This is a genomic window from Sphingobium sp. C100 (genome assembly GCF_000508185.1).
GTDB lineage: Bacteria > Pseudomonadota > Alphaproteobacteria > Sphingomonadales > Sphingomonadaceae > Sphingobium.
On record NZ_AYOY01000176.1, the window covers coordinates 42385 to 61476 of the forward strand.

Consider the following 19092-nt stretch of genomic DNA (forward strand, 5'->3'; position numbering starts at 1 on the left):
CCGCCCCTGCACGGTAGCGCAGCTTGGATTCAAGCGATCTCCGCGATCGCGACCGGGCGTCGTTCGAGCGAAGATCGGCGCGCTGCCTCCAAAATCTGTTCGACATGCCACGCCTGTGCGAAATCCGGCGCGGCTTGGCCGTCGCCCCGGATCGCCCGAACCATGCGCTGCATACCAATTGCCATGCCGTGCACAGCCTGGGGTTGCACCGCCGGATCGACATTGATGCCGTGGGGGCGAAGTCGATCGGCGTGAATTTCGACCGGCTCGAGCGTCCTGCCACCCACCTTGCCGGCTTCGATCCGGGCGTTCAGCGTGGTGGGAAAACTGGGATCGGTAACCAGGATGCGGCCATCCGTGCCGAACATGTCGAGCCTGAAGCCCAGCCCCACCGACGCGCTCCAGGACAGCTGGACCGGCAATGTCATGCCGTTGGCGAAACGCAGGATCAGATTGGCATAATCATTGGTTTCGGGCCGCGTGACGCTGCCGTCTGGATAGCGCCATTCGGCCAGCAATTGCCGGTCATCCGCCACGACCTCGACCGCATCTCCGAAGAAATTCACCAGAACGTTCAGCATATGGCTGCCCAGATTGCGCATGGCCGAAACACCGGCGCTGCCATCGGCGAACCAGTTATAAGGAAAATTGGGATGGGGCCGGTTGAAAAGAGAGAGGTTGAACAGCGCATGGCCGCCCAGCGGCGCGCCGAGATAGCCCTGCTCGATCATGGCTTTCGCCTCGGTAAGCGCGGGCACCCATTGCGAGAAGGCATCGGTCACGCCGATCCGACCGCTGGCGCACCAGGCGGCGTGAATGGCGCGCGCATGGCCGATGTCGGCGGCGAAAGGGATGCCGTTATAGACATGCTTGCCCGCGTGCAGCGCGTCCACGACCATGGTCTGCCGGATACTGGGCCGCGCGCCGCAATCGATGATGTCGATGTCCGGTTCGGCAATCATATCCCCGACATTCCAATATGCCCGGGCAATTCCATGCCGTTCTGCCGCTGCCTCGGCGGTTTCCCGCCGCGAAGTGCAGATGGCCACGACCTCCACGCCATGGATTGACCGCCACGCAGGAAGATGCGCGACGACGCCCCAATTTGCACTGACAATGCCGACTTTCAACATGATCGCTCCCCCGATATGGCGGGCTCTGCGGCGGCGTTGGCCGCTCTGCCATATGCCCTTGGAGGATATGGCTATATAGGCTCTCCCCAGATCGTGACACTCCCGATGCCGGTTTGGCGAATGCCAGATGCGGATATCGCCGGGGCACTGTCGATGCGTGAGCGATCTGCCCTTCGGCACAACCAGCCGGCAGATCAGAGATGAGAGAGGACCCGCATTATGTCCTATGAGATGAACCGGAAGCTTGCCGCCAAGCGCGCGCCGCTCCCCACGTCCGCCAATGTCGATCCGGTGACTGCCGGCATCATCCGCGGCGCCATGGAGACGATTTGCTTCGAATCGTGCGAATATCTGGCCCGCGCTGCTTCCTCTGCGATCATCAACCAGTCGAACGAGCGCAATGCCAGCATCGTCGACGCGCATGGCCGCCTCGCCGCCTGTTCCATCGGCACCCCGCATCTGACCTTCGTATCGCAGATGCCGGTTCGATATGGGCTGGAGATGTACAAGGAGTTCGAATGGGGACCGGGCGACGTGTTCGTCGGCAACGACCCCGATCATGGTGGCGGACATCTGCCCGACTATGTCGTTTACGGCCCGGTGTTCGATGAGTCCGGCGAGCTGATCTACATTTCCGCGCTTCAGGCGCACCAGGGGGATACGGGTGGCAAGGACCCGGGCGGCTTTACCCTGGAGGCGACGGATATCTTCACCGAAGGCCTCGCCATCCCCTGCCTCAAGCTCGTCCATCGCGGCCAAAAGCGGATGGACAGCATCCGCCTGCTGGAGCGCAACAACCGTTTCCCCAGCTTCCACGGCGATCTGGCCGCGATGATCGGCGGCGTGCAACTGGCACAGCGCCTGATGGGCGATCTGCTCAAGAAATGGGGACCGGACAAGGTCAAGGCTGCGATCAACACCAATATCGACCAGACCGAGCGCCTGTTCCGCCAGGAAGTCAGCCGTTGGAAAGATGGCAGCTACGAAGCCGACGTCTATATCGACCATGACACGCAAGGCACCAAGGACATCCTGGTTCACGTCACCTGCACGATCAAGGGCGACCAGTTGACGGTCGACCTGACCGGCACTGACGATCGACCCGAGTTGATCGGCGTCTGGAACACTTTCGGCAATACGCGCAGCTACATCATGACGCAGGTCGCCTCGTCGATCGATCCGGTCATCGACAAGAATGAAGGCCTGTTCAACGCGGTCGAGATGATCATTCCCGAAGGCTCCATCGTGCAGCCGCCGCCGAACAAGCCGGCGGCCCTCGGTTCCTTCCATCCGGCCTGCGAAGTCACCGAGGCGGTCTGCGTCGCGTTGTCGCAGGTCGTGCCGGAACGCTCGACCTTCCAGGGTTATAAGATGGGGATGCCCAACGCCGTCATCGGCTTCGAAAATGGCCAGATGTGGATGGACCAGGGCGTCGATGTGCGGGTCATGGATGCATCCGCCGTTCAGGATATCGATGGCTGGGGCGGCATGTGCGCCGCGCTGGGCAACCTGTTGCTGAGCCAGGCGGAGGACGCGGAAAGCCGCTTCCCGGTCATCAACCTGCAACGCCAGATGGTGACGGACAAGGGTGGCGCTGGTCAATGGCGCGGTATGCCCGGCACGCTGAACGTCAAGAAAGTGCTCAAGCCCTGCACCGCCATGACCTGGATGGTGTCGCGCGAGCATCCGCTGACCGGCCTGCGCGGCGGTGAGGATGCCTGCCGCTACGAGAACCGCTACCTCGTCGGCACCGAAGACGAGTTCGAAGTGGAACGCTCCGCACTGGTGCAACTGCCCGCAGGGGCGGTCATGGCCTATCAGAATGGCGGTGGCTCAGGGTTCGGCCCTGCCACCCAGCGCGATCCGCAGGCGGTTCGCGAGGACGTGCTCGACGAGCTCGTCAGCATCGAAGCCGCGCGTGACCATTATGGCGTGGTCTTCACCGGCACGGTGGAAGACTATGACCTTGCGGTCGATGTCGCAGCGACTGAAGCGCTCCGCAAGGATATGGCGCGCCAATTAGAGAATGCTTGAAGGGGGGATGTTAGTTTGAGCTATCGCGTCGGCATCGACATCGGCGGTACATTCACCGATTTCGCACTTCTGAAAAATGATGAGGTTATTCTCTTCAAGAATTTAAGTACGCCGCAGGATCGTTCGATCGGGGTCATGAATGGCCTTGCCAAGCTTGCCGAAATGGAAGGACTTTCATCGGGCGATTTCCTCGCGCGCTGTGAAGCGATCGTCCATGGCACCACCGTCGCCGACAACACGCTGATCGAAATGAACGGCGCGGTGACCGGGCTGCTCACCACCGAAGGCTTTCGCGACGAAATCGCGATCCGCCGCGGGTTCAAGGAGAGCATCTGGGACGTGCGCACGCCCCCGCCGCCGGAAATAACACCGCGCCGCCGCCGCCTCACGGTGCCCGAACGCATCCTGTTCGACGGTTCCATCTATCAGGAGCTTGACGAGGAGGCGGTGCGCGCTGCCTGTCACCGCTTCGCCAAGCAGGGCGTTGAATCGGTCGCAATCTCGCTCCTCTTTTCCTTCGTCAATCCCGCCCACGAAAAGCGTGTTGCCGAAATCGTGGCGGAGGAGCTGCCGGGCGTCGAGATTTCCATGTCGCACGAAGTGCTGCCGCGCGCGCCGGAATATGATCGCACCAGCACGACCGTCGTGAACGCCTATGTCGCGCCGCGCGTATTTTCCTATCTGGAAAAGCTGGTCGAACGGCTGAAGGATGGCGGCTACGCCAACTCGCTGATGGTGATGCAGGCCAGTGGCGGCGTCATGACCAAGGAATATATCGAAAACGCTCCGATCCGCGTACTTGCCTCCGGTCCCGCCGGTGGCGTCATCGGCTCCGCGCATGTCGGCAGCGCAAAGGGCTATCCCAACTTGCTCTGCATCGACATGGGCGGCACCTCCTACGACATCTCGCTCGTGCTGGACGGCGTCGCGCCGGCCGAGTCACGCTGGAACCTGCATCACCGCTATGTCGTCGGCATTCCGATGGTGAAGGTCGAGACCCTGGGCGCAGGCGGCGGGTCCATCTGCCACGTCCACAACGGCATGTTGCAGGTCGGTCCTTCTTCGGCCGGCTCCGAACCCGGCCCGATCTGCTATGGCCGGGGCGGCACGAAGCCGACCATCACCGATGCGCTGGTGATGCTGGGCATCCTGTCCGCCGATGCCGAATTTGCTGGCGGCAGCTTCTCGCTGTCTTCGAAGGGCGTGCCGGAGGCGTTCAAGGAGATTGGCGATGAGCTTGGCGCCAGCCCGGAGGAAGTGGCGTTCGACAGCTGGCGCGTAGTCAACGCGACGATGTCGCAGGGCGTGCGTCGTATCACTGCCGGCAAGGGCGTCGATCCCAACGAACTGGTGATGCTCGCCTATGGCGGCAACGGCCCGGTGTTCGCGGCGATCCAGGCCGAAGATCTGGGCATCCGCCGCGTGCTGGTGCCAAAGGCTTCGCCGACCTTTTCCGCGCTCGGCACCCTGGTGGCCAACCCGACGATCGAGGAGGAGCGGTCCTATATCGTTCCGGTCGACCAGATCGACGAAGATCGCCTCAAGACATTGTGGCAAGCGCTCGAAGAGCGGGCACGCGATTATTTCACACGCGGCAATTTCCCGGCGGCGCAGGTCACCGCCAAATATCAGGTGAATATCCGCTATCCGGGACAGAATTGGCCCCTGACTTTTGAGGTAAACCTGGTCGAAGGGGCGTTCGATACGTCCTTCCTGGACGGATCGATCCGTGACAAGGCGCTCGAGCTTTTCAACGCGCGCCACATGCACGAATATGGTCATATCCGCGAAGGCGAAATGCCTGAAATGACTGGCGTGCGCCTGGTGTCCTATGTCGAAACGCCCTCGCCCATGGCGGGGAGCGGCTTCACCGCCGCGCGGTCCAAGCCGGAAGCGGCCAGCCAGCGCCGCGCCAATCTGGGCAAGGGCTTTCAGGATGTCAGCATCTATCGCGGCGCCGACCTGACGCCCGGTTGTGAGATCGCCGCACCGGCAATCATCGAGGAAAGCTTTACCACCATTGTGGTTTATCCCGGCTGGAAGGCCGTGATGGACGATGCGGGCGATTACGAACTCAGCCCCGCCTGAGGCAGGCGCGGCCGGGGTGGATTCCGCCCCGGCTCCTCCTGCGTCCCGGCATGATTGAAACCAGAAAATCCTTTTGCCGCAACTGTAGCGCGCTTTGCTCGATGGAAATCGATGTCGAAGACGGCCGGATGGTCCGCGTCCGTCCGGACGGCAGCCAGTCGCCCTATGGCGCTTATCTATGCCCCAAGGGCCTGGCGAGCATCGATTTTCATAATGGGGCGGAAAACCGGCTGCTCCAAAGCCTGAAAAAGCGGCCCGACGGGGCTTTCCTACCGATCGACGCCACGCAGGCACTCGACGAGATAGGCGCGAAACTCGCTCACCTGCTCGCCGCACATGGCCCGCGCGCGATCGCCGTCTATCATGGCACCGGCGCCTACAGATCCGTGCTCGGCGCGCAGATGGAGCGAGCTTTTCTGGCGGCGGTGGGCACGCCCAATTTCTTCTCCTCCATGACCATAGACCAGTCGGCAAAGATGGTAACGATGGCGCGGATGGGCGTCATGGCCAGCGGCAAGCACAGCTTGCGCGATACCGATGTCGCCTTGCTGGCCGGTGGAAATCCGGTCGTGACGCATCAGGGCGCACCTTTTGCGCTGGCCGAAAGCGGCGCGCCCGCAAAAAGCTTTCAGGCGGCGCGGGACCGCGGATGCAAGATCATCATCGTCGATCCGCGTCGTACCGAAACGGCGCGCTTTGCTGATTTGCTGATCCAGCCCCTGCCCGGCCATGACGCGGCGTTGTTCGCCGCCATCGCCCACATCCTGCTGCGCGACGGCCGCCATGATGGGGATTTCTTGTTACGTTGGGCCATTCAATTGGACGCGCTGCGCATCGCACTGGCGCCGTTCACCCCTGAAATGGCCGCTTCGCGCGCGCAGGTGCCGGTCGAGCAGATCGAGCAGGCAGCGCGTTGGCTGGGCGAGGCGAAACGACCCTATGCCGGGAGTGGCACGGGCCCGTCCATGGCTACTCATTCCAACCTGGCCGATCATATGATCGAGGTGGTGAACGCGCTGGCGGGCGGCTATCGCCGCGCTGGTGACATCATCCGCAATCCTGGCACGCTCAAGCCCAAGGATGGGGTGGAAATGGCGGTGTCGCCTTCCCGCAGTTTCGAGCACGCCCCCAAATGCGTCAGCGCGGATGTGGGACCGCTGCTGGGCGAATTGCCAACGGCGCTGCTGCCGCGCGAGATTGCAGCAGATTCGCCGGACCGCATTCGCGCGCTGATCTGCTTCGGCGGTGATCCGCTCAAGGGCATGGGCGATCCCGGCTTTGCCACCGCGGGTTTCGACAAGCTTGATCTGCTTGTCTGCCTCGACAGCCGGATGAATGCCACGGGCGAGCGGGCGGACTATGTGATCGCGACGTCCCAGCCCTTCGAGCGGCATGAGATCAGCGTTCCTGGCGACGCGCTTTTTCCCGAACCCTTCGTTCAATATACGACTCCGGTGGTGGAGCGACCGAAGGGCGTAATCGACGACTGGGCGTTTTTCTGGGCCGTGGCAGCGCGGATGAACCTGTCGCTGACGTTCAAATATTGGACCTATGGCGCGCGGTTCGAGGATATCGCCCTGGGCCTGCCGCTCGACCCCGAGCAGCGCCCAGACCCGGAGGCGCTTTGCCGCTTTCTGGCGAGCGAAAGCCTCGTGCCCTTCGAGACAATCAAGGCCAGTCCGTCCGGCGTCCGCCCCGACCTGCCGCCGCGCAGCATATTGCCGGCACCGCCAGGTTCGACCGGGCGGCTGCATCTTTGTCCGCCCGACGTCGCTCGCGAACTGGCGGATCTGGCAGCCGAGCCGGAGGAGGTCGGCTATGGCTACCGCCTCATCTGTCGACGCATCCTCCACGCCCTCAACGGCGCGTTTGTGGAAACGCGCGAGGTGCGCCGCCGCTTTCCGGTCAACTATGCCCATATGAACCCGGACGACATGGCGGCGGCCGGCATCGGTGACGGGGATCTGGTGGAGATCGCGTCGCCTTATGGTGTGATCCGCACCCTGGCCAGGGCCGAGAGCCGGCTGCGGCCCGGCGTTGTGTCTATGACGCATATGTTCGGCCGATTGGTGGGTTCGGGCGATCCCGTCGCCGATGGGGGCGCGAATGTCGGCGAACTGACATCGCTGACGCAGGATCTACAGCCTATCAACTATATGCCGCGCTTCTCCGCCGTCCCGATCAACGTGACGGCGGTCGACAAAACGACGCTGACCGCCTGATTCAGGGCCGCGCTGCAAGCAGCTTGCTGACCCGGCGATCAGGCTGAATCCAGTTGGAGCTTGGATATAACGGCCGGTTTTCCGTGGCCGCGTCCAGCCGGGCAATATCGTCGTCACCCAGTTTTACGTCTGCCGCGCCGAGCGTATCCTCCAGTTGATAAAGCTTCGTCGCGCCCAGCAACACGCTGCTGACCCCGCGCCGGGCGAGCAGCCACGCCACCGCGACCTTCGCGACGGTGATATCATGTGCTGCCGCGATGTCGCGCATGATATCGAGCAGCGCGAACCCCTTGTCCTTGTCGAAACCCAGCAGATCAAAATCGGAAAAGCGGTTCCCCGGCTTTGACAGGTCTTCCCGGCTGTAGGCGCCACTGAGAAAGCCATAGGCGAGCGGGCTCCACGCGGTCATGCCCAGGTCGAAATGCTGCATCATCGGCAGGACGTCGCGCTCCACATCGCGGCCCAGCAGCGAATAATAATATTGGCCGTGCGTGAAGCGGGCGAGACCATTGGCCTTCTGGAACGCGATCGCGGCGGCAGCCATCCAGGGCGACCAGTTGGAAAAGCCGATATAGCGCACCTTGCCAGAGCGCACGACCGTATCGAAGGCTTCCAACGTCTCTTCCAGCGGGGTGAGATGATCGTCGCGATGCGCGACATAGAGGTCGATCCAGTCGGTGCCCAGCCGCGCCAGACTTTGGTCGACCGACCACAGGATATGCCGGCGCGAGAGGCCGCTATGCAGCGGATCGCGCGCGCCGCCGCGATTGCCGACCTTGGTCGTGACGATGACCTTGTCGCGATAAGGTTTGAGGGCGGCGCCAAGCAATGTCTCGGATTCGCCGTCGGCATAGACATCCGAGGTGTCGAACAGATTGACGCCGGCGTCCACAGCATGGCCCACCAGTTCATCGGCCAGTTCGGCGCCGACCTTGTAGACCGACTTGAGAGAGGTATTACCCTGGGTGAAGGTAAAAGCGCCGAAGGCGAGGCGCGACACGATGAGGCCGCTGCTGCCAAGGGTCGAATATTGCATATTGGTTTCTCCTACGCATCGGCGATGGGCAGCCGATCCAGAATTTCGTCAAAATCGGTGCCGTGCCACATGGTCAAAAGGCTGGTCAGGATGTGCAGCATGATTCGCGGATTTTCCTTTTCCGCAAAGCGTGGATCACGCCGGCCTTCGATCATCGTCAGATCGTCAAATTCCGCCGCGATGCGAGCAGGCGCGTCGAGCAGATAGGCCAGCCCCATCAACGCCGTATAGACCCGCAGATGCAGCATCAGCCGGCCGGGACTAACGTCCGGTCCGCCCGCCGCCCGATATTCAGCGGTAAATAAGGCGACCAGTTCCTCGATATGCGCGGCCCAAAGATGATGCTCCATCCCGCTCAACGAACCCAGCAACGTCATGGCAAGGTGCATCTGACCAACGCTGCCCCAATCCATGAGGCCGCACTGAAGCGTGCCGTCGGCATCGGGCCAGAACCACGCATTGTCGATATTTCCGTTCCAGTGACATAGCGCGATCATGTCCGGGTCGGCGTGCAGAAATTCCCGGATTGCCCGTTCCTGATCCGCCATCCGCAACGCCTCGCGCGCCACTCGTTGGAGAAACGGAGGCGCGATGAGCGGTCGAGGGAAGAGTTGCGGAAAGCTGCGCGTAAATTCTTCCAGCTTCTCCAATTTGCGCACCAGCTTTGCCCGTGGTTGCGGCATCGGATCACCAGCGATCGCTCGCTCCAGGTCGAAGGGGAAGTATGCGTAAGCAGCATCGGGCAGCGTGCCGGCCTTATGTGCGCCAGCCAGCCGGGCAAGCGCCCTGACCAGCGCCCGATAATGGTCGAGCGGCGCGTCCAGATCATAGTCCATGCATTTATGGTGATGCGGCTCTACGTCCCCCTCGCCATAACCGATCCGGTCTGTGATCAGGATGCCGGTGCCGCTTTCGCTGTCAAAATCGGCGAACAGACAAAGCGGCACCGCGATCGGAAAACCCGGCTGATTGGAAATGGCGGCAAAGCGGATTTCCGGCCCCATGTGGAAGCGTAGCGAATCACGCCCCGCATCGTGCGGATTGCGGGAAAATTTGACGAACAGGTCGGTGGGCAGCGTGGTGGGCTTGGCATAGGCGACCGACAGAATGAGTTTGCTGCCCGTTCCTCCCACGGCCCATTCCCTGGCATCGGTGATGCTGCTCACCGCGTTGTCAGCGGGCAATGTCCCGGCGGCATGGAAGGCCCGGGTGAGGTAGGACGGGCCGCCCTCTAACAGCGCCGCCGCATGTGAAGCGATCGGCCTGCCGGTAATCTCTCCGACGGGCCAGGCAGAATCACGTTGATCGGATTGGTCAGCATTCATGACAGCGGCGTGGACGGGTGCGGACCGACTGGCAAGCCATGGACAGGCCACATATCGCCTGCACGAAATAGCAAGGGGTGGCACTGGAGCGCCCCGCCCGCCTGAGCCTATATGTGAGACGGTTTAATTTTCTGCGGCACCGCCGGCATCACGCACGCGGCCTGCAATATTCGGGAGAGTGTCAGATGGCGACCATGGCGGGCGCGGATACCAAGTTGGTGCTGGGAGAGACCAAGCTTTATATCGACGGCGAATTGCGGCCGGCTATGGGCGGCAAGACCTATCCGAACATCAGTCCCTGGACGGGCGAGGTTGTAGGTTATGCCGCCGACGCAAGCGCCGAGGATGTCGAAGCCGCGATCGCGGCCGCACGCCGCGCATTCGACGGGACCGACTGGTCGCTGGACAAGGATCGGCGCTTCGCTCTGGTCCAGAAACTGCGGACGCTGTTCGAGGAGAACCGGGCGCGATTGGGCCTGATCGCGCTGAATGAGGCAGGTGCGGCGCAGGGCGCTGTCAACCGCGCGCATGTGGGCATGGCGCTGGGCGCCTGGGACGATTTGATGGGCCTGTTCCCCAAGATGGCATGGGAACAGCCTTATGAAGACCGCGTCTATGGCCCGACGACTCATAAACGCATCGCCGTCAAGGAGCCGATCGGCGTCGTTGGCGCGATCACGCCCTGGAATGTGCCACTCTATATCAACGTCGCGAAGGTCGTGTCAGCGCTGCTGACCGGCTGCACCGTCGTTTTGAAGGCTGCGCCGGATACGCCGGGCCTCGCCGCCGTTTTCGGCGAACTGGCAGACGCAGCCGGTTTCCCGGCCGGCGTCCTGAATGTCATCACCAGCAGTGACCCCGCCATGGCCGGCGAGATGCTGACGACTGATCCGCGCGTCGATCTCATCAGCTTTACCGGCTCGACCGCGGTCGGCAAGCGCATCATGGCGAACGGCGCACCCACGCTGAAACGCGTGTTCCTGGAACTTGGCGGCAAGTCGGCCAAGATCATCCTCGACGATGCCGCCAATTTCGCCCAGGAAGTTGCGCATTCCATGCTCATCTTCCATGCCGGCCAGGGCTGCGCAGTGATGTCGCGCCTGTTGGTGCCGCGCAGCCGCTATGACGAAGCGGTCGCGATCCTGACAAAGGCCTATGCCGCATTCGATGCCTGGGGCGACCCCGACGCCCCCGATCATATGATGGGTCCGCTTATCTCCAAGCGCCAGCAGGAGCGTGTGCTGAGCTATGTCGAGATCGGCAAACAGGAAGGCGCACGCCTGATCGCGGGCGGCAATGCCGCCCCCTATAAAGGCGCGGGCTTTTTCGTCGAGCCGACCTGCTTCGTCGATGTCACGAACGACATGCGCATCGCGCGTGAGGAGATTTTCGGCCCCGTGTTGGTCGTCATCCCCTTCGAGGACGATGAGGATGCCATCCGTATCGCCAATGACAGCGAATATGGCCTGTCGGGCGGCGTCTACAGCGCCGATGTCGATCGCGCGCTGAAGGTCGCCCGTCGGGTCCGCACCGGCACGATCGGCATCAACAACGGCATGTGCATTGCCGGCGACATTCCCTTTGGCGGCTATAAGGCAAGCGGCATCGGTCGCGAATGGGGCATGGAAGGCATGGAGGAATTTCTCGAAACCAAGCTCATCGGCATCGGGGGGTGACGTGGCGCCCTGCCGGCGGATCTTAGCGGTCCGCCGGCAGGGCAGCGTCCTACTGGCCAGGCGTGCGCGGACGGACGGGTTTCTGATAGCTGATGTCGGTCCTGTCCCGCGCCACGGAATAGCCGCTGACTGCCGCAGGGGCGACCGGACTGTCGGACATTTCCAGATTGCGCTCGATCAGGGCGACCCGGTTGGCGATGCGCCATTCGCCTTCCCGACGCTGAAAATGGTCGATGTAACGGCCGAGCGACAGGATATGCGGTGGAGCGCTGTTGATGTTGCTACATATATAATAGGTTTCGGTATAAGCATCGTCGCCGTCCAGATCGCAAATATGATTGAGGACGGCATGTTGCTGCATGGGAAAATGCGCGGTCGCTGTCGTAGCCCACTGGATAAAATCCTCGGCCTTGCCGACAAAGCGGCCATGATCGTCGATCGCATCATCGAAATAGCAGGATCGGATCAGATCGAGATCGAGCCGGTCCATGCCGCGGCAATAGCGCAGGATGACCTGCCGGATGTCGTCGCGATCCACCATGGCCCGCAGCTTTTCTTCCAGTTTCGGATCGATTGACATGCTTTGGCTCCCGTTTTCTCTCCAAAGACAGCCATAGCAGCGCCCGAAGCGCGCCGCGCGGGACCGTTCAGGGATATCCGCGCGGTATCGCCGGCCCGATAAGCATGGCGCCCGAGGCTCAACCGGTCGTGTGCGGGATGACTTCGTCCGCCTGCACCGTATATCTGGCAGCTGAAACGAGGCCCAAGCAGGCCGAACGGGAAGGAGCAACGACGTGTCGCAGATCAAGGTGACGTTCATCGAGGATGATGGGACGGAGCGGGTTGTCGATAACGCGCAGACCGGTCAGTCACTGATGGAGGTCGGACGATCCAATAGCGTCGCGGGCATTCTCGCCGATTGCGGCGGCGCCTGTGCCTGCGCGACCTGCCACGTCTATATTGATCCCGACTGGGTTGATGCCGTGGGCGCCGCAGACGAGATCGAGACCGACATGCTCGACATGACGGGCGAGGTGCAGAAGGATAATAGTCGCCTGTCCTGCCAGATTTTTCTTACCGAAGCGCTGGACGGACTGAAAGTCACCGTCGCGCCGCTCATCTGACAGCCGCGCCGGCGCCGGCTTGACCCGGCATTGGGGAGACATAAGCGTTATGGCGCTCTACACGACAATCCACCTGCACAATGTTCCCGACGATCGGGTGGTCGATTATGCGCGCTGGTTCGACGGGCCGCACCGCAAGGCGCTTGGCGCGCTTCGGGGCTTCCAATCGGCCGACCGGTTCGAGGTCGCGACCGCACAGATCATGCCGGATATCGTGCAACCCTGGCGCTATCTCAGCATCTATGATTTCGACCTGCCTGACGTCGCGATCGACCTGCCGGCGCTCGGACCGCTTATTGCCGAGGCGCGCGACGCTGGGCTGATCGATGACGCGGCTCAAAGCGAGCGGCTCTACAGCTATGAGATGTTTTCGGACTGGATTTCCAGCCCCAACCATCAAAAGGAACACCCCTTTTCAGGCGTCAGCATCATATTGGCCAATTACATTCCAGGCCGCGAGGCGGAATATCAGAGATGGTATGATGAGGTGCATGGCCCCGAAGTGTCGAATGTGCCGGGCAAGGTTGCAATGAAGCGCGGCAAGTTGTCGGCGCTCCAACTGGCGCCACAACGCCACTGCCCCGGTGGCGAAGTGGTGCTTTGCGCGCAGCAGACTGACGACCTGTGGTTCACCGTCCGCGACTTCAGCGCGCGTGCGCGCGGCGCCAGTCCGAGCGGCATTGCTTTCCAGCCGCGTTCCAGGGCGGCATCCACGGCACGAACGGTCCATTATTTCACCCGGATCAGCGGTGATACAGCCTGGCCCGGCGGGATCGCTTATGCTGGCGACTTGTCCGTCTATGGAATTTGATGCAAATGCTTCGTCACGTCGGGGGTCACGACCCAATCGGGTCGCACAGCAGAAAGGACGATCTTTGAACCGAAAATCCTCTGCGGCCCTTAGCGAAGAGGCGCCGGTCAGTCACAATCTTCTGGGCCAACGTCTGGGCCGAAAAGGTTTGGTTACGCGCCAGCGCATCCTCACTGCTGCGCGTCATCTGCTCGATAATCGGGACACGCCCATATCATTGAGCGCTGTTGCGCGCGAAGCGTCGCTCAGCATGACCGCCATCTACCTTTATTTCGCGGACCTTACCGAACTGCTGCTCGCCTTGCTGGTGCCAGTGGCCGAAGAAGCCGAAGAGTCGCATATCGCCGACATGCGCGAACATTGGAGCGATGATCAACTGACGGGGCGCTGCCACCGCTTCATCCAGGCCTATCATCGCTATTGGGAGGCTCATGCGGGCCTGCTGCTGCTGCGCAACCAGTTGGCCGATGCCGGTGACGAGCGCATGAAGGAGAACCGGATCGCTGCATCGACGCCACTGATCGCGCTGACCGTCGGTCAGATGGGAGGCGCGCAGGATCGGTTGCCGTTCAATCATCGCGCCATGGCGGCGGTGCTCATCACCGGCGTGGATCGTGTCATGACGATTCATTCGGCAGGTGTCACGCCGACAGCGGAAATGCCCAAAGATTATCTGGAAGATGTGCTGTTCGCCCAGGCCAGGCTGCTCGAACTCGCTATTCGCGAAGGCCGCCTCCATTCGGAAACGGCGACATTGGGCTGAACGCGGCCTCGCTTTGGCTCAGCCTCCTGTAAAACGCGCCTGGCGCTTCTCCTGAAATGCACACACGCCTTCCGCGAAGTCGGCGGTCCGCCCAGCCTTTCGCTGGTGTTGGGCTTCGAGATCGAGCGCCGCATCCAGATCGCTCGACAGGGCGGCGGTCACCGCCTGACGCATCATCGCGATCGCCTGCGTTGGCCCGTTTGCAAGTCGCACAGCCAATGCGCGCGCCTCGTCCAGCAACACCGCCTCGTCCAGCGCCTTGTGAATCAGGCCCCAGCTTTCCGCCTGGTGAGCTGGAATACGCTCTCCTAGCAGCATCATTTCGAGCGCGCGGGCGCGGCCGACCGCCTTTGCCACCAGCCATGTAGCGCCGACGTCAGGCACCAGGCCGATATTGACGAAGGCGAGCAGGAAATAAGCGGGACGCGCGGCCAGCACGAAATCCCCCAGCAGTGCCAGCGAACAGCCCGCGCCCGCCGCCAGGCCGTTCACCGCCGTCACGACCGGCACCGGCAGCGCGGCGAATTTGCGCACCAACGGATTATAATGGGTGGCGAGCAGGTCGCCCAGATCCTCCGGCAGGCTTTCGTCGCCGCCGATGATGTCCGCCCCGGAGCAGAAAGCGCGGCCGGCCCCGGTCATCAGGATCGCGCGCGCGCCCTGTGCCACCGCGCCGTCCAGTGCCGCACCGATCTCCGCCAGCATCCTCGGCGTGATGGCGTTAAGCCGATTCGGCCGATTCAAGACGATCTCCGCGACATTGGCCCGAATGTCGAAGGTGATGAACTCATATGCCATATTTGTTCCTTGCACTTGTCCCGCCTACCAGCTTCAGCCCGCACCGCCGACGGTAACCACGACCTTGCCCACTGCCTTGCGCTCCATCATCCAGCGTATCGCCTCGCCTCCACGCTCGAGCGGGAAGCGGGCGCTGATGAGGGGGGCGAGTTTGCCCTCTGAATGCCAGTGATAGAGTTCGTCCATATTCGCCCGATGGAGATCGGGCGTGCGGGCGACAAAATCGCCCCAGAAGACGCCCACGATCGATGCGCCCTTGACCAGCGGGAGGTTGAGCGGAATGGTCGGTATATTGCCGCCGGCGAAACCGATGACCAGGTAACGCCCCTCCCACCCGATTGAACGAAACGCGGGGTCGGCGAGGCGATCACCGACCGGGTCGAACACGACATCCACGCCCTTCCCGCCCGTCAGCGCCTTCACCGTCGCCTTGAGGTCGACCTCGCCATAATTGACCAGTTCGTCGGCGCCATGGCGGCGCGCGATCTCCAACTTGTCCGTACTGGATGCCGCGGCGATGACATGCGCGCCCATGGCCTTGCCGATTTCCACCGCAGCAAGACCGACGCCCCCGGCGGCGCCCAGCACCAGCAGCGTTTCTCCGGGCTTGAGCATTGCGCGTTGCTTGAGCGCATGATGCGATGTGCCATAGGCAAGGGTAAAGACCCCTGCGGTTTCCAGATCCATGCTGTCGGGCACTATCGTTGTATGTTCGGCCGGTGCGACGACATAGTCGGCAAAGGTGCCCCAATTTGTAAGCGTTGCGACACGATCCCCGACACGAAGCCGTTCCACGCCCTCCCCCACCGCGGCGACAGTCCCTGCCGCTTCGCCACCGGGGCTGAAGGGCAGTGCCGGTTTCATCTGATACTTGTCCTGAATGATCAACGCATCGGGGAAGTTGAGACCCGACGCCTCGATCGCGATGAGCAGCTGCCCCGGACCGGGAACCGGGCGCAGCGTGTCGGTCAATATCAAATCTTCGGGCGGGCCATGGCGTTCGCATAGCAGGGCCTTCATCATCTCGCCTGTCATCCGTCTCTCCCGCCGCCAAATGCGATCACATTGCGGACAAGCCGCCGTCCAGCTTGATCTCGGATCCCGTCATCATCCGACTTTCTTCGGATGCCAGGTAGAGCACGGCATCCGCCACGTCCTCTGCTTCGCCGATGCGGCCCAGAGGAACCTGGCGCGCGAGCTTCGCCAGCGCCTCGGCATTGTCGCTATCGCCCACAATCCCGTCGAGCAGCGCTGTCCGCACGAAGGTCGGGTGGACCGAGTTGCAGCGTATATCCAGCTTCTCGCGCGCGCAGTGGAGGGCCACCGATTTGGTCAGCATCCAGACCGCAGCCTTGGACGCATTATAGGCCGGCATATTATGCCCGGCGATCATCGCTGAGATCGAAGAGATGTTGATGATCGAGGCAGGTTGAGCCTCGCCCATCAGGGGCAGCGCCGCCTTGCAGCCAAGAAACACGCTGTCAGCATTGACGCTCATGGCCTTGCGCCATTCATCCAGGCTAAGAGTTTCAATCGATCCGATGGTGACAATACCGGCATTGTTGACGAGGATCGAAAGCCCGCCGAAGCGTTCGCGGGCATGCGCTACCGCGGCTGCCCAATCCGCTTCACTGGTGACATCAAGGTGAATGGCGGTGGCAGTCTCGCCCCCGGCCTGCGCATTAATGGCCTGCGCGACGGCAGCGGCGCCCTCCGCGTTATGATCACTGACGATGACATCCGCGCCTTCCTGCGCAAGCCGCTTGGCGATCGCCGCGCCCAGGCCCTGGGCTGCGCCGGTCACCAGCGCCGTCTTGCCAGCGACGCGTCCCCTGGGCTGTTCCATCAGGCAACTCCCGCCATACGTGCGCCGATTTGCGCCAGTTCGAAGAAATGTTCGCCCCGCTCGGCCGCTTGGGCGGACGCCGCCGTGCCACGCAGCGCACGGCCCCGGATGCCGTGGAAGATGGCCGCCATGCGAAAAAAGCTGAAGGCGAGATAAAAATCATAATCGGGGATGCCGGCACGTCCCGTGCGGCGGCAATAAGCCGCCACATAGTCGGCCTCCACCGGGACGCCGTCCGGCACCCCCTTCACCCCGGCCAGCCCTGCCACGATATGCGGCGGCATATGGTAGAAGATCGCGTGATTGGCAAAGTCGGCCAGTGGATGGCCAAGCGTCGATAATTCCCAATCCAGTATCGCAACCACCCTCGGCTCGGTCGGATGAAAAATCAAATTGTCGATACGGTAGTCGCCATGGACAACCGCTGTTCCGGCGGCGGTGGGGATATTATCTTCCAGCCAGGCAATCAGCCGGTCCATCGACGGGTCGCGGCCAGCGTCGGGGTCGTCAACATATTGCCGTGACCATCGTGCGAGCTGGCGTTCGATATATCGATCCGTCTTGCCATAGTCGCCAAGACCGATCGCCGCAGGATCGACATTATGCAGCCGCGCCATCGTCTCGTTCATCGAATCGAAGATCGCGGCGCGTTCCTGCGTCGACACGCCCGGCACGGCGGCCTCCCAGAAAATCCGGCCTTCCACCATGTCCATGATGTAGAACCAACTGCCGATCACCTTATCATCGGTGCAGAGCGCGAAGACATGGGGCACGGGGATCGCGGCGCGCTCCAACGCGCTTAGCACGCGCGCCTCGCGTTCCACCGCATGGGCGCCCTTGAGCAACATACCCATGGGCTTGCGGCGCAGCACATAGCGTCGACCTGGCGTCGTGAGCCGATAGGTCGGGTTCGACTGCCCGCCGCGGAACTGGTCAATGGTCAGCGGCCCGGCAAAGCCATCGACTTGGTCCGCCATCCAGTGGCCCAGGGCGTCCGCATCGATTTCAAAGCCGGCGCGCACCGGCGTGGTGCCGGCGAAATGATCCGCCGCGCCGCTCATGCCCTGGCTGCCTTCCAGTCGCGCTTGATCTTCTTGGCAAGCGACCATTTATGCACCTCGGTCGGGCCGTCATAGATGCGAAAGGATCGTATCTCGCGGAACACCTGCTCGACGATCGTATCGCCTGACACACCGGTGCCGCCCATCACCTGGACGCAGCGGTCGGCGACCTGCATCAACGCCTCGGACACCGCGACCTTCGCCATCGAGCTTTCAGCGGTGCCGAGCGATCCGCTATCCAGCACGCCCGCACACCAGTCGATCATCAGTTCCGACTGCTTCAATGCGATCAGATTGTCCGCCAGCATGAAACCCACGCCTTCATGGTCGATGATCGGCTTGCCGAAAGCCTGGCGGCGATTGGCATAGTCGGTGGCGATTTCGTTTGCCCGGATGCAGGCGCCAAGCCACCGCATACAGTGGGACAGTCGCGCAGGACTGAGACGTATCTGCGCATAGGTGAAACCTTCACCGACCGCGCCCAGAATGCGATCGGCGGGCACGCGCAGATTGTCGATCGCGATGACGGAGTGGCCGCCAGGCATGGAACTGTCGATCGTCTCGATCACGCGCTCGATACGAATGGCTGGATCGGGCAGATCGACCAGAAACATGGTTGCGCCCTGCGCGGTCTTTGCCATCACGATGCCGATGCCCGCTCCAAGCGCGCCGGTGATGAACGCCTTGCGCCCGTTGATGACCCACGCGTCTCCGTCGGGTTCGGCCGTGGTCAACATCATCGACGGGTCGGAACCTGCGCCACCTTCGGCCGCCGGCTCCGTCATGAAGAAGGCAGAGCGGGCCTCGCCGCGCACCATGGGCTCCAGGAAATGGGCTTTCTGTGCGGGCGTGCCGACCTTGCCGAGCAGATACATATTGCCCTCATCCGGGGCCATGGTGTTGACCGCCAGCGGCCCCAATGGCGACAAGCCGGATCGGATCAGCACGAGCGCCGTTTCGCGCTGGGTCAGATGGCTGCCGTCAGGCAGGATGTGGGGCGTCAATATGCCTGCCGCCCTTGCCTTGTCCCGCATCGCGTGCAGCAATTCGTCGGATGGCCCATGGTCGCCACGTGCGCGCGGATCAGCTTCATAAGGAATGACGACATCGCGCACGAAGCGTTCGACCCGATCGGCTATCGCGTTAGCCCGCTGCGTCACCATATCCGTCTCTCC

General features: G+C 62.5%; 16 protein-coding genes. 7 read left to right on the forward strand and 9 right to left on the reverse strand.

Features of this window, described 5'->3' with window-relative positions:
• Nucleotides 1-29: 29 nt before the first annotated feature.
• Entirely contained in the window at nt 30-1133 is a 1104-nt protein-coding gene (locus tag C100_RS42080; protein WP_235219124.1) for a Gfo/Idh/MocA family protein, read from the reverse strand.
• A 219-nt stretch (nt 1134-1352) separates the two neighbouring features.
• Here C100_RS42080 and C100_RS42085 point away from each other — a divergent pair, with 219 nt between their 5' ends.
• The 3 genes from C100_RS42085 to C100_RS42095 are packed head-to-tail and all read left to right on the forward strand — an operon-like array spanning nt 1353 to nt 7477.
• Nucleotides 1353-3167 (forward strand): hydantoinase B/oxoprolinase family protein, encoded by a 1815-nt coding sequence (locus C100_RS42085; RefSeq protein ID WP_024021141.1) that lies wholly within the window; start codon nt 1353-1355, stop codon nt 3165-3167.
• Between the two features lie 15 nt (nt 3168-3182).
• A complete protein-coding gene (locus C100_RS42090) occupies nt 3183-5255 on the forward strand; it encodes a hydantoinase/oxoprolinase family protein (protein WP_024021142.1) in 2073 nt (690 codons plus the stop codon).
• Nucleotides 5256-5305: 50 nt separating this feature from the next.
• Nucleotides 5306-7477 carry a molybdopterin-containing oxidoreductase family protein gene (locus C100_RS42095; protein WP_084625475.1) on the forward strand — a complete coding sequence of 724 codons (2172 nt, stop codon included), beginning with the start codon at nt 5306-5308 and terminating at the stop codon, nt 7475-7477.
• Nucleotide 7478: 1 nt separating this feature from the next.
• Here the strand turns inward: C100_RS42095 and C100_RS42100 are convergent, their stop codons facing one another.
• Together C100_RS42100 and C100_RS42105 are read right to left on the reverse strand one after the other, a co-directional pair.
• The gene (locus tag C100_RS42100) at nt 7479-8513 is read right to left on the reverse strand and encodes an aldo/keto reductase (RefSeq protein WP_024021144.1); all 1035 of its coding nucleotides are present in this window, start codon (nt 8511-8513) and stop codon (nt 7479-7481) included.
• A gap of 11 nt (nt 8514-8524) precedes the next feature.
• Nucleotides 8525-9838 (reverse strand): hypothetical protein, encoded by a 1314-nt coding sequence (locus C100_RS42105; protein WP_024021145.1) that lies wholly within the window; start codon nt 9836-9838, stop codon nt 8525-8527.
• Nucleotides 9839-10023: 185 nt separating this feature from the next.
• On the opposite strand from C100_RS42105, the gene C100_RS42110 reads away from it, so the two are divergent.
• A complete protein-coding gene (locus C100_RS42110) occupies nt 10024-11514 on the forward strand; it encodes an aldehyde dehydrogenase family protein (RefSeq protein WP_024021146.1) in 1491 nt (496 codons plus the stop codon).
• A 49-nt stretch (nt 11515-11563) separates the two neighbouring features.
• Here C100_RS42110 and C100_RS42115 read toward each other — a convergent pair whose 3' ends face one another.
• Nucleotides 11564-12094 carry a nuclear transport factor 2 family protein gene (locus C100_RS42115; RefSeq protein WP_024021147.1) on the reverse strand — a complete coding sequence of 177 codons (531 nt, stop codon included), beginning with the start codon at nt 12092-12094 and terminating at the stop codon, nt 11564-11566.
• 214 nt (nt 12095-12308) lie between these two features.
• On the opposite strand from C100_RS42115, the gene C100_RS42120 reads away from it, so the two are divergent.
• The 3 genes from C100_RS42120 to C100_RS42130 all read left to right on the forward strand — a co-directional run bounded on the left by C100_RS42120 (nt 12309) and on the right by C100_RS42130 (nt 14212).
• On the forward strand, nt 12309-12638 hold the full coding sequence (locus C100_RS42120; RefSeq protein ID WP_024021148.1) for a 2Fe-2S iron-sulfur cluster-binding protein: 330 nt from the start codon (nt 12309-12311) through the stop codon (nt 12636-12638).
• Between the two features lie 49 nt (nt 12639-12687).
• On the forward strand, nt 12688-13449 hold the full coding sequence (locus C100_RS42125) for a hypothetical protein (RefSeq protein ID WP_024021149.1): 762 nt from the start codon (nt 12688-12690) through the stop codon (nt 13447-13449).
• Between the two features lie 250 nt (nt 13450-13699).
• On the forward strand, nt 13700-14212 hold the full coding sequence (locus C100_RS42130; RefSeq protein WP_235219125.1) for a hypothetical protein: 513 nt from the start codon (nt 13700-13702) through the stop codon (nt 14210-14212).
• Nucleotides 14213-14230: 18 nt separating this feature from the next.
• On the opposite strand, the gene C100_RS42135 is transcribed toward C100_RS42130, so the two are convergent.
• From C100_RS42135 to C100_RS42155, 5 genes are read right to left on the reverse strand one after another with little or no spacing between them, the layout of a single operon-like run.
• Nucleotides 14231-15010 (reverse strand): enoyl-CoA hydratase-related protein, encoded by a 780-nt coding sequence (locus C100_RS42135; protein ID WP_024021151.1) that lies wholly within the window; start codon nt 15008-15010, stop codon nt 14231-14233.
• 33 nt (nt 15011-15043) lie between these two features.
• On the reverse strand, nt 15044-16045 hold the full coding sequence (locus C100_RS42140) for an NADPH:quinone oxidoreductase family protein (protein ID WP_024021152.1): 1002 nt from the start codon (nt 16043-16045) through the stop codon (nt 15044-15046).
• A gap of 25 nt (nt 16046-16070) precedes the next feature.
• Entirely contained in the window at nt 16071-16856 is a 786-nt protein-coding gene (locus C100_RS42145; protein WP_024021153.1) for an SDR family oxidoreductase, read from the reverse strand.
• Complete coding sequence (locus tag C100_RS42150) at nt 16856-17917, reverse strand: phosphotransferase (RefSeq protein ID WP_024021154.1); 1062 nt, start codon at nt 17915-17917, stop codon at nt 16856-16858. The genes C100_RS42145 and C100_RS42150 overlap by 1 nt, the downstream gene beginning before the upstream one ends.
• Nucleotides 17914-19080, reverse strand: a complete 1167-nt coding sequence (locus C100_RS42155; RefSeq protein WP_031310006.1) for an acyl-CoA dehydrogenase family protein — start codon at nt 19078-19080, stop codon at nt 17914-17916. The genes C100_RS42150 and C100_RS42155 overlap by 4 nt, the downstream gene beginning before the upstream one ends.
• Nucleotides 19081-19092 lie beyond the last annotated feature (12 nt).